The organism is Bacillus smithii (assembly GCF_001050115.1).
GTDB lineage: Bacteria > Bacillota > Bacilli > Bacillales > DSM-4216 > Bacillus_O > Bacillus_O smithii.
Genome location: NZ_CP012024.1, coordinates 1,652,754 through 1,664,731, shown reverse-complemented (window position 1 = coordinate 1,664,731; position 11,978 = coordinate 1,652,754). Strand labels below are relative to the sequence as shown.

The window sequence follows — 11,978 nt, the reverse complement described above, 5'->3', positions numbered from 1 at the left end:
TTTTTGTTAAAAGTAAAAAATTCATATAACTGTTCTAGCCTTTACTTCTGGGTGTGCTTTCTTTTGCTCCATTGCAAGGCCATCCAATAACCAGCGTAATTGCCGATAACTAATTTGTATCGTTCCAGTGTCATTTTCATTTGGCCATTGAAATTTTCCTTTTTCCAATCGACGATAATAAAGCCAAAAACCATTATAGTCCCAGTGAAGAATTTTTAATTTATCTCGCTTTCGATTACAGAACACAAAATAGCTTGATGAAAAGGGATCTAAATCAAATCCCTCTTTCACCAAAGCAGCTAATCCATCAATGGATTTTCTCAAATCAGTACTTCCTTTTGCCAAGTAAACTCGTTCAGCTCTTGTACCAACTAACATGTTGATTTCAACGTCCTAACCACTTCTGAAAGAAAGGCCGGATCGAAACCAGGTTTTACTTCAATTGAAATCCCACTAATTTCAATCCGTAATGAATTTTCAACTGTTTGTGAATGATCTTCTAGGGTAACGGATGCCCATTTTGTAGACTTTCCTTGATTTTTTATTGGATTTTCAATTTTTCTTAACCAGTATTTAAACTGGTGAATACTCCATTGATTTTCCTTGCACCAGTTTACTTGAGTTTGACCGCTTTTACGATAGTCAGCGATTCGTTGTTCCCAAACCTTTCGTAATTCAGGATTCTTAGGCATAAAAAAACCTCCTTCAATTTCATCTTGAGGAGATTATCTCATGAAATTAGCACATCAAGAAGGTGTCCAAGATTTGACGCTTACCTTTTTCGAGTAATTGAATGAAATACAGACATAATAAACATAAAAAACAACATATTACGTTGCTTTGCCGAGGTCAAGGGTATCTTCATGACCAGCTTTCCTGTTAGGTAATAGAATCGTGACAAAAATGGCAACGACTGATCCTATGACTGTCTCCATGATGCGGGCCCATTCATAACCTCCCGAATGCAAAAAAGCCAAAACCATTACGACAGTTACGCCTATTTGTGAGATGCTGTCTTGATGAAGTTTAAGAGTTTTCGCCATTGCCATCCCTATAAAAATACTTAGAAAAGCGGCCATTCCTGAAGGCATGATCCACTGAGAGACAATCAGACTGCATGCCACTCCACCTACAACCCCTAAGAAACGATGAATCGCTTTGGTTACAGCCTTTTCAAAAGTCGTATTGGTAATTAAAACGGCTGTTAACGGAGCGATATAAGGATAGAAATGGGGAGTAATGAAAGTCGCCAGCCACCATGAAATTCCTGCTGCTAGTGATATTTTAAAAGTCTGTAAGGTGATGCCTGCACGATTTAGTTCTCTGCTAAGATGCTTTATAAACACTTTGGTGTTCATCGATATTTCCCCGTTATGATCCTTTTTGTTATTATGAGGCACAATTACAATCCAAGTGAAATATACTTAATTTCTAGATAGTCTTCAATTCCATAATGGCTTCCTTCACGACCGATCCCACTCTCTTTAAATCCACCGAATGGTGCTTGGGCGGCCGAAGGAGAACCATCATTTAAACCAATAATTCCATATTCTAATGCCTCTGTTATATAAACTGCTTCTTGAATATTCTCTGTAAATACGTAAGCAGCCAATCCATAAGGACTATTATTAGCACGTTCAATAGCTTCTTCTACTGTTTTAAATGTTGTGATAGGAGCAAGCGGCCCGAATGTTTCCTCATGCATGCAGTACATATCGTCAGTAGCATTCATAATAACAGTTGGTTCCATAAAAAAGCCTTCTTCTTCTTTTATGGAGTTACCTCCTACAAGGATTTTAGCTCCTTTTTGTTTTGCATCTTCAATTTGTGCCTTTACTTTCCGAACGGCTGCTTCATTAATGAGTGGACCTATATCTACACCCTCTTCAAATCCATTACCCACTTTCAATTTTGACACTTTTTCTGCTAGTTTATTAGAAAATTCTTCAGCGATTCCTTCTTCAACAAAAATACGGTTTGCACATACACAGGTTTGGCCGGCATTTCTAAATTTAGACGCCATAACCCCCTCTAAAGCTTTCTCTATATCTGCATTAGCTGTTACGATGAACGGAGCATGCCCTCCTAATTCGAGAGATATTTTTTTCACAGTGTCAGCGGCCCCGCGCATTAAAATTTTCCCTACGCGTGTAGAACCGGTAAAAGTGAGCTTGCGTACACGTTCATCTTTTTGCCAAACATCCACAATCGGTTCTGCATCGCCTGTTACAATATTTATGACACCCTTTGGAATCCCGGCTTGCTCAGCGAGTTCTGCCAATTTCAAAGCAGTGAAAGGCGTCTCTTCAGATGGTTTCAAAACGGTTGTACAACCAGCAGCAAGAGCTGGTGCAATTTTTCGTGTAATCATGGCTGCCGGAAAATTCCATGGAGTGATGGCTGCAACAACACCTACAGGCTGTTTTTTGACTATAATACGTTTATTGGGAGAAGATGCCGGAATCGTTTCGCCATAAATTCGTTTTGCTTCTTCAGCAAACCAAGAGATATAGCTATTGGCATAAAAAATTTCTCCTTTTGCTTCGGAAAGAGGTTTTCCTAGTTCAGTTGTTATGATTTCCGCTAGTTCGTCCGTATGTTCTTCAATTAAGCAATGCCATTTTAATAAAAGTTGACTGCGCTCTTCGGCAGTCTTTTTAGACCACTCCTTGAAGGCAGAGTATGCCGCATCTATTGCCATTTTTGCTTCTTTTTTACCACCGTTGGGAATAGTGCCGATGATCTCCTTTGTAGCTGGATTGATGACATCAATGGTTTCTTTTGCATCCACCCACTGTCCATCTATATACATTTTGTTTGGATACATAGGATTGTCCTCCTTAGATGTTGTTTTGAACTCATCCAAAGACTATCATGATTTTTGCATTAGGAGTACTTCCTTTATATACTAGGGATATAACAAAAAGTTATGAGGGATCAAAATGAGAACAGAGTGGCTAGAGGCTTTCTTGGTTACAGCGAAGACAAAAAGTTTAACAAAAGCTAGTGAACAACTTCATATGACACAACCAGCATTAAGCAAGCAAATTAGAAAACTAGAAGAAGATTTAGGAGCAACATTATTTACACGTTCTGCCAAAGGAGTAGAACTAACAGAAGCCGGGGATATTTTATTTAAAGAAATTGAACCTGTCTTACATAAAATTCGTTCTATACAAAAAAAGATTCTATCAACACAAAAAACTTCAGAAATTAAAATTGGAACGTGGCCGAGTATTTCCAGCTTTTATCTCCCATATAAATTAGCTACAGCTAAGGAGAACGACCGGGAAGTGAATATTAAAATTTTTTATCATTATTATGATATTTTCAATTACCTACATACCGGGGACATTGATGCAGCACTGCTAGATGATCGAGAAATTCAACATTCATATTGGTCTAAACCTCTTTTTAAAGAACCTTTTTATTTGTTTGTCAATCATCTCCATCCACTGGCTAAGCATGAAGATGTCATTTATTTTAATGACTTCAAGGATGAACCCCTCGTTGTTCTCCCTTCTTCATGCGATGTTCGTATGTTAATAGAAGAAGCCTATAGACTTCATCATTCTCAACCGAATATTTCTTTTGAAATTGACTTTGGTCAAAGTATTATCGGGTTTATTTCAGCCAATTTAGGCATATCTATACTACCGGAAATTTTTACCTATAATATTGATCGATCCGTTATTAAGGTTCTTCCGATTGCCGATTTCAACATCAAGAGACAGATCTCACTCATTGCACGAAATCCTGCTATAGGAAAGTTGCTATTTACCTTATTCTTTCATGAATAATCTGCTTCGGTCGAACAGAAGAACCAAGAACTTTAATAGATTGTTAAAGAAAGAATATGATTTTGGAATTTTGATTTTTTGCTTGTACACATAATCTAAGAGGCTCTATTATGTGCAAGATCGGATGACGAATTCTGAAATAATGTACCATCCATATCAAAAATAATTGCTTTTTTCAACTTCCTCTTTCCTACCCTTCTTTTCAATGTATTTAAATGAAGCTTAGGGGAATGACCATAATACATGTTCGATGCTTCGTTCAATATCTAATTACATTTGGAGAATTTCTTGCATTATAAAAGCTAAGATGGTTTGTTTTTGGAATAATGGATTAAAACCGTCATTTCAAACTTAAATAGCGCATTTTTACCTCAGGAATAGATCACCGTTTCTGCACGGTCTAAATGTTTTTTATATCAAAAACAAAGCCCCCTTCATTAGCTTATGGGGGCTTAACAGTTGATGTAAATTTAACTATTACAAAATTTTATTATAAAATCAATATTCAAAATTATTTATTTATGTCCAATTCCCTTTTTTCTTTTAAAAGTTTTTGAAATTCTATTTCTAATTCTTTAGACGGTTCAATACTTAAGCGGCTTAGCACTTCTGAAATTTTCGTTTCGAGTAAGAGACGTTGATCTTTTTTGCTGTCTCGAGTTTTTTGTGGTTGAACATGTTTATATTGCTGAAAGGTTCCTTCAAATAATTCTATCTTTTGATTACGAATGACCAATATTCGTGTTGCGATATTCTCAATGAATCGGCGATCGTGTGAAACGAAGATCACGCTTCCTTCATATTCTTTTAGAAGTGACTCTAATGCTTCAACAGATTCTGTATCAAGAAAATTCGTCGGTTCATCTAAAATCAACGTATTAATGTCACTTAAAAATAGTTTTGCTAGTGCCACTTTTACTCGCTCTCCGCCACTCAAAACCCTTACAGGCTTATAAACATCTTCATTGAAAAAATGCATTCTTGCAAGGACCGTCCGAATAAGCGTTTCATCTTGCTTTGAAGAGGATTGGACATTCTCTATAATAGATTTTTCCACATTCAATATATTTAAATTTTGGCTAAAATAGCCCATTTTAACAGAAGGAGAAATCATGATGCCTGGCTCTTGGTTGACGATCTTTTTTACTAACGTCGTTTTCCCGCTTCCATTTGGACCAATAATCGCTAATTTGTCACCACCTCGAACCTGAAAATTTGCACGGCTCCAAAGCACACGTTCTCCAATCATACCCGTTACATCTGCTACACGAAAGATAATCCGATTTTTAAACGTTTCTGCATTCGGCAAGTTCATCTTAATTGGTGGGAGTTCTTTCACATTTTCTGCCTTTTCAAGTTTTTCTAATCTCGTTTGAATGGCTTTCGCTGTTTTTTGCAGTTTCTTTTGCTTTTTGGCAAAGTATGGCTTTGTCCCTCTTACTTCCGATTCACTGACTCTTTTTGGCGTCTTCGTTGCTCTTTCCGCTTTTTTCTCTTTTAATTTTAATGCTTCTTCCAACTGCTTTTTCTTTTTCACATATTTTTCATAAGCTAATTGTTCTTGATGTTTCTCTGCTTCTTTTTGTTTTACGTAATCGCTGTAGTTGCCTGCATACTCTTTTATCTTTCCTTCATTGATTTCCCATATGGTTGTACAAAGAGCATCCAAAAATTCACGATCATGCGAAACAATGATAAATGCCCCCTGCCACTCTCTCAGCTTCTTTTCTAACCATTCAATATGGTCTGTATCAAGATTTGTTGTTGGTTCGTCTGCAAGTAAAAGTCCCGGATCTTTAACAAGAGCTTTTTGAATATATTCTTGCGTCACTTCACCACCACTTTTGGTTGTATCTGTTCGTTTAAACTGCGGTAAAAGTTCACATCGAGTATGTTGAATAACGACCCCTTCTTCTGGAGAAATCTTTTTAGCCAGAATTTGAAGCAACGTCGTTTTCCCGCTGCCATTTCGACCAACTAATCCAATTCGATCATTTTGATGAATTTGCAATGGATCCGCATCTATCAATAAACGATCCTGTACATAGTGCTTTACATGGTGAGCTTTTAATAAAAGCATATCAACATCTCCTTGTACCCGAGTTTAGGAGACAAAAAAATGCCTCCTATATCCATTCAGAATAGGAGGCACAAAATCATAGGGCACACCAAAAGAAACGATCCTTTAGATCCAACCTATGAAAGTCCAATCCTATTCTGAAAAACGACAATTAAAGGTCTCATAAATGAAAATGAAGCGGAGATTTTTCTGCTAATATAGCCTTTAATTGTTGACCTTCGTGAATAGGATTAGAAAATCATTTAGTTGGTTCACCCTTCCGATCTTTTATTTTGATTACAATCTAAACGATACATTTAGAATTGTCAAATGGCAAGTGTAAATAAAAAACCTTTTTATAAATTTAAATTCAAAAAACCACCAAAAAACTCTTTCATCAACACGGTCAATCTGTTAAGCCTAACGACTTTACAGAAACAAATGTTCGTAGACAACCAATGAAAGATTATGAGAAATCAAGTTTAGCTCACTTTGAAGCTGGCTTCACAACAGGTGGCGGTTAGATAGTTCCAGCACTAATTTTCTCGGAATAGCTCCATTAGGATTTGTAACTTTGATAATGGATAAAAAAATCGTCTATCGTTTTAAAAATTTTTTGGATAGCAGAAATCATCTTTGTCAGCCGATATTTTGGATTAAGAACAACGCAGAAATAAATCCTTATCTAAGTTTACATAAAATATCGCAGAATATTTTATAATAAGCGATGATTCGGAAATTTCTCAATAGAACTTAAATTTCAGTGTTTCCCTTTCTATTATCAAGGCATCTATTTTTGATGGCATTTTTTAAACGAGAGATAAACTCCTCCAGCTTCATTTCCTTTGATTCCTCTTTTCCATATTTTCTAACATGAATGGATTGACTTTTACGTTCATGATCGCCCAGGATTAAAATATATGGAATTTTCTTCATTTGGGCTTCTCTCATTTTATAGCCGAATTTCTCATCACGCAAATCAAGTTCAACTCTTATTCCTTCCTGTTTTAATCGCAGTGTAATTTCTTCTGCATACGCTTTATGAATGTTGGATACAGTGATGACTTTTACTTGAACTGGTGACAGCCAAGTAGGGAAGGCACCTCCAAAATGTTCAATTAGAATACCGAGGAAACGGTCGATGGATCCAAAGACAGCACGATGAATCACAACTGGGTGGATTTTATTCTGCTGCTCATCTATATAAGTTAAATCAAATTTTTGAGGTAATTGAAAATCCAGCTGAACTGTGGCACATTGATGACTCCTTTTCAGAGCATCTTTAATATGAATATCAATTTTTGGCCCATAAAAAGCGCCGTCTCCTTCGTTGATCTTATATTCATAGTTAAGTTTCTTCAAAACATTCTTTAAAGCATCTTCTGCTCTATCCCATAATTCATCACTGCCCATGTAATCATCTGGTCTTGTAGAAAGCTCAATTTCATATTCAAAACCAAAAGTGCTGTAAACATAATCAATTAATTTTAATACGGATGTCATTTCTTCCTCTATTTGTTCCGGTTTTGCAAATATGTGGGCATCATCTTGACAGAATGAGCGCACCCGCAACATGCCGTTTAGTGAACCACTGAATTCGTGACGATGGACTTGCCCAAACTCTGCCATTCGAATCGGCAGGTCTCGATAGGAATGAAGCTTATCTTTATAAATAAGCATATGTCCAGGGCAATTCATTGGCTTTAAAGCAAAACTTTGATTGTCCACTTCGGAAAAATACATATTTTCTTTATAGTGATCCCAATGTCCGGAGCGCTCCCATAATCGCCGATTCATCATAATGGGCGTACGGACTTCCTTATAATCATATGAATGTTGCAGCTCTCTTAAAAAGGACTCTAATTCATTTCGAATGATTTGACCATTTGGCAAATAAAATGGCATTCCAGGTGCTTCCTCGGAAAACATAAATAATTCCAATTTATTGCCTAATTTACGATGATTTCTTTTTTGTGCTTCATCGACAAAATGAAAATAATCATCTAAATCTTTTTTTGAAGCAAAAGCTACACCATAAATACGTTGAATCATTTTATTGTTTTTATCACCACGCCAATAAATACCTGATACATGAGTTAATTTAAATGCTTTAATGAATCGAGTAGATGGCAAATGTGGTCCGCGGCACAAATCAACGAATTCCCCTTGACGATAGACTGTCACAACGTCGTCTAGTGGAATATCTTCTAGCAGTTCTAGTTTTAAAGGATCGTCGGCAAAGATTTTTTTGGCCTCTTCGCATGATATTTCTACACGTTGAATCTCAAGATTTTCCGAAGGGACGAGCGTGCGTTCTATACCCGTGGTTCCACCCAACTTCCCATCACCATTCAAAAGTGACGGCTCATTTTGCTGTAACGTAGCAACGACGGTATTGATTACTATGATTTCACCAATACTGCTCCAAGGGGGTAAGTTTTTCTGCAGCATTAGGAAGTTTCCAGCTACCCTTCCCTCTCTGTGAACCGTTAAGAAAAACTCATGTCCTTTTCATAGCATTTACTAAATTTGTCACGATTATATAGGATGATCGTTTCTTAGTCAATATACATTAAAATTGTTTGTGTTCGATTGGAAGCCTATAAATTTTACTTAAAAGAAGCGTCATCACGTTCACTTAGAAATTTTCTTACTCCGTATTTAGTGGTTATTTTCGATCGTCCATCGATGCCGCCGATCTAATTTTCTTCTTAAAACTATTTTCATGCTTCTATAAACTCATACGCTTCAGCTTCTCCGTAATGAAGGGATAACGGTTTATTTTTTTGGCCGTTACGAGCTATTGTTATGATAAAGAAATAATGAAGAATCTGAAGAAACCGGGGAAACCGCTGTGCGTAACAAAGAGAATCAAGACAACCTATTTAAAAAGAATTATCTCGTTTACTCATTCTCTTATAACGATGAAGAATATGTGACAGTCGTCAGCAGCTATACTTATGCTTTCGATATTTTAGACCGGTCCTTGTTTTTGCTGTTACACAATGTTGTCGGAAGGAACATTGAGAATATCGAATATATGGTGGCATTGACAAAGGAGAATTGAAGAAAAAGAGTATCCGCAATTCTTTACGCTTTATAATTTATCGCGCAACATTAAAGAAAAGAGTGTGATGTCTATGTCAACTACAGCTCCAATCAGTACAAAGGCAGTAAATGAACGTGCAGCACGAAAATTGCAGAGGGCGTCTGCCAGCAAAAAAACAGGTTATGTTATGAGTAGCACAATCAAACTTGTCCGGGTCGATAAAAATGATCCTTTGGTCAAAAAAATTATCAATAGTCGTTAAAATGATGAAACCTTGGCCCCGCTTCCATAGCGGGTTGTTTTGTTTTTGTGCCTTTCATGATTGGCGTAGCATCAAATGTTTTTTAACGATATGCTGTAATACTAGCGATGACCCGGCAAGATCGGCAGGATTTTTAATGGGAAAATGATCCAAATTCATTTCGCTTAGCCCCTTAAACGTTTCGCCACTTAAATGCTTCCTATACAAGTCAATCATTTTTAGCATGTATCCGCCTGCTTTCATTCATCATTTTGTTTATTATATGCTTTGTTTTCCATTTTTATCATCACAAAAAAACGGATCCGAAAGATTGGATCCACATTTTAATTATGAAAATATGTATGAATCACCACTTCCATCGTAAGTGGCGATTCATTTTTACCGTATACAATTTACCAGATTTTTAGGTTTTTCGTTTTGAACACCGGCTATTAAATTCGTTACGGCAAGATCAGCCATTTTCATTCTGGTCGCAGTACTGGCGCTGCCTATATGCGGAAGGGCGACGACATTCGGTAAAGTTAATAGAGGATTATCTAAAGATACGGGCTCCTCTTCAAAGACATCTAACCCTGCTCCCGCAATTCCCCCATTTTTTAAAACGTGGTACAAAGCTGTTTCATTCACAATTCCGCCTCTTGCCGTATTGATAAGGATAGCGTTCTTTTTCATCAAAGAAAGTTGTTCATAGTCGATTAAATTTTTTGTTTCGGGTGTGTAAGGAGTCATAATACAAACGAAATCCGATATTTTTAGAAGCTTTTCAAGCGGAGCATATTGAACCCCTAATTCCTCTTCTTTTTCATATTTACGCCTTCTGTTAAAATAGTAAATTTCCATGTCAAAACCTTTTGCTCTCTTCGCTAAAGCTTCTCCAATCCGTCCTAATCCGATGATACCTAAAGTGGATCCATATACATCTTGCCCTGTTAATTGCATGAGAGACCATGTTTTCCAATTCCCATTTTTTAAATAATCAGATGCCTCGATGAGACGACGTGCTGTTGCGATCAATAGGCCAAACGTTAAATCCGCTGTCGTCTCTGTTAAAACGTCCGGTGTATTAGTGACCATAATACCATGATTGGTTGCGCTGTTAATATCGATATTATTATAACCGACGGCCATATTAGCAATGATTTTAAGCCTTTTTGCTTTTCTTATGAGCGAATCATCTATATTGTCTGTTAACATGCACAATAAACCGTCAATATCTTCTATTTCATTTTTTAAAATCTCATACGGTACAGGGATGTCTTCTTTTTCCCACATTCGCACATCGCAAATAAGACTTAACCGGTTTATGAATGGTTCAGGAATTCTCCTCGTGATATAAACTTTCGGTTTCATTGACTACCTCCATCATTTCATAAAGATGTATCGTAAATTTCACAGCCTTTTTCTTTTAAGGCAATATCCATCCAGCTTCTGTCTACGGTTCCTTCTTCTATGGATTGAAAAATCTCTTTCTCTTTTTGAGACTGTGTTTTTACTTTATTCAGAATCTCTGCCGCCTCCTCTGCCGGGACCACTATGAGACCATCCTCATCTCCTACAATAAGATCTCCCGGTTGACGTTCTTTCGCAAATGAATAGAAAAAATGTTTACTTACTTATTGTTAATTCTGATATTTGTTCTTTTTTCTCTCCCATGCGTCTGAAAATCGTTGCGAGAATGGAACCGGAGATGTTATGCCAGACGCTAAAAATCGCACTAGGCACAGCCGCTATTGGCGAAAAATTAACGGTTGCAATGGCGACACCCAATCCCGAATTTTGCATTCCTACTTCCATCGCCACAGCCTTTTGTTTGGCTAAATCCATTCCGAATAGACGAGCAAGCAAAAATCCCAGCAAAAAGCCGAGCACATTATGCAAGATAACGACAGCAAAAATGAGCGGACCTGTGGTGGCCAGCTTATCGTGACTGCCTGCTACTACACCTGCTACAATCATAACGATCGCAATGGTAGATACTAGCGGCAGCGCCTTTGCACTTGCTTCCGCCTGCTTGCCAAAGAATTTCCTAATGACAAATCCGAGTGCCAATGGAATAATCACCACTTGAATAATAGAGACGAATAATGACCACATATTGATGTCTACCCACTTGCTTGCCAGTAGCAAAATAAGCAACGGAGTAACAATCGGTGCTAGAATGGTTGAAACCGATGCGATCGACACAGCGAGGGCCACATCCCCTCTTGCTAGAAACACCATCACATTCGATGCCGTTCCACTTGGACAGCATCCTACCAAGATGACGCCAACAGCCACTTCCGGCGGCAGATTTAATCCCCAGGCCAATAAGAAAGCCAATCCCGGCATGATAATGTAGTGGCACTAACACCTAACGCTACATATTTTGGCCGACGAAATACTTCTTTAAAATCAGCTGCGGATAATGTGAGTCCCATCCCGAACATGACAATTCCTAACAACGGAACGACATAGGCTCCGATCCATTTGAAATGATCTGGGAAAATATAAGCAATAATGGAAAAAAGAATAACCCAAAACGTAAAGGTTTTCCCTGCAAAAGAACTAATTTTTTCGATAAATAACATGATGATAGCCACCTCATTCTCATTTCTAGTGATTTGATAATTAGCTAGATAGTATGTTATCAGAATTTTTTATATTTTACAATTTTACTATCGATTTCTTCACTTTCGCTTTCTTAATAATAAAAAAACTGTCGCATACAAAGAACGTTTTTAGTTTTTCTGCATGCATCTCCTTTTAATCGATACAAGATTGAGGAAGGTCCAGTACATATTGTAGGTGCCTTCGGATTTATCCATTATC

At 37.3% G+C, this 11,978-nt stretch carries 9 protein-coding genes, 2 pseudogenes and 1 other annotated feature; of the genes and pseudogenes, 2 read left to right on the top strand and 9 right to left on the bottom strand.

Going from position 1 to position 11,978, the window contains the following annotated elements; translation table 11 throughout:
• Window positions 1–21: 21 nt before the first annotated feature.
• The 4 genes from tnpB to BSM4216_RS07820 all read right to left on the bottom strand — a co-directional run bounded on the left by tnpB (window position 22) and on the right by BSM4216_RS07820 (window position 2,827).
• Entirely contained in the window at window positions 22–378 is a 357-nt protein-coding gene (gene tnpB / locus BSM4216_RS07835) for an IS66 family insertion sequence element accessory protein TnpB (protein ID WP_003352857.1), read from the bottom strand.
• Window positions 372–692, bottom strand: a complete 321-nt coding sequence (tnpA, locus tag BSM4216_RS07830) for an IS66 family insertion sequence element accessory protein TnpA (protein ID WP_003352856.1) — start codon at window positions 690–692, stop codon at window positions 372–374. Before tnpA ends, tnpB begins: the two co-directional genes overlap by 7 nt.
• A gap of 138 nt (window positions 693–830) precedes the next feature.
• Window positions 831–1,358: an FUSC family protein gene (locus tag BSM4216_RS07825; RefSeq protein ID WP_048623351.1), complete on the bottom strand. Its 528-nt coding sequence runs from the start codon at window positions 1,356–1,358 to the stop codon at window positions 831–833.
• A 44-nt stretch (window positions 1,359–1,402) separates the two neighbouring features.
• Window positions 1,403–2,827, bottom strand: a complete 1,425-nt coding sequence (locus BSM4216_RS07820) for an NAD-dependent succinate-semialdehyde dehydrogenase (RefSeq protein WP_048623350.1) — start codon at window positions 2,825–2,827, stop codon at window positions 1,403–1,405.
• Between the two features lie 115 nt (window positions 2,828–2,942).
• Here BSM4216_RS07820 and BSM4216_RS07815 point away from each other — a divergent pair, with 115 nt between their 5' ends.
• Window positions 2,943–3,800, top strand: coding sequence for a LysR family transcriptional regulator (locus tag BSM4216_RS07815; RefSeq protein WP_048623349.1), 858 nt, complete (start codon window positions 2,943–2,945; stop codon window positions 3,798–3,800).
• A 511-nt stretch (window positions 3,801–4,311) separates the two neighbouring features.
• Here the strand turns inward: BSM4216_RS07815 and BSM4216_RS07810 are convergent.
• Together BSM4216_RS07810 and thrS are read right to left on the bottom strand one after the other, a co-directional pair.
• Window positions 4,312–5,880, bottom strand: coding sequence for a Vga family ABC-F type ribosomal protection protein (locus BSM4216_RS07810; protein ID WP_048623348.1), 1,569 nt, complete (start codon window positions 5,878–5,880; stop codon window positions 4,312–4,314).
• A 732-nt stretch (window positions 5,881–6,612) separates the two neighbouring features.
• Window positions 6,613–8,175: pseudogene (gene thrS, locus BSM4216_RS07805) on the bottom strand (threonine--tRNA ligase); the annotation flags it as partial.
• Window positions 8,155–8,383: a binding site (T-box leader), on the bottom strand. (Overlaps the previous pseudogene by 21 nt.)
• 330 nt (window positions 8,384–8,713) lie before the next feature.
• On the opposite strand from thrS, the gene BSM4216_RS07800 reads away from it, so the two are divergent.
• Complete coding sequence (locus BSM4216_RS07800) at window positions 8,714–8,926, top strand: hypothetical protein (protein WP_048623347.1); 213 nt, start codon at window positions 8,714–8,716, stop codon at window positions 8,924–8,926.
• 622 nt (window positions 8,927–9,548) lie between these two features.
• On the opposite strand, the gene BSM4216_RS07795 is transcribed toward BSM4216_RS07800, so the two are convergent.
• The 3 genes and pseudogenes from BSM4216_RS07795 to BSM4216_RS07790 form a co-directional block, all read right to left on the bottom strand.
• Window positions 9,549–10,520 carry a 2-hydroxyacid dehydrogenase gene (locus BSM4216_RS07795; protein WP_048623346.1) on the bottom strand — a complete coding sequence of 324 codons (972 nt, stop codon included), beginning with the start codon at window positions 10,518–10,520 and terminating at the stop codon, window positions 9,549–9,551.
• Window positions 10,521–10,537: 17 nt separating this feature from the next.
• Window positions 10,538–10,702 (bottom strand): RraA family protein, encoded by a 165-nt coding sequence (locus BSM4216_RS16710; RefSeq protein WP_156179233.1) that lies wholly within the window; start codon window positions 10,700–10,702, stop codon window positions 10,538–10,540.
• A 73-nt stretch (window positions 10,703–10,775) separates the two neighbouring features.
• Window positions 10,776–11,737 (bottom strand): annotated as a pseudogene (locus tag BSM4216_RS07790) (bile acid:sodium symporter family protein).
• Window positions 11,738–11,978: the final 241 nt, after the last annotated feature.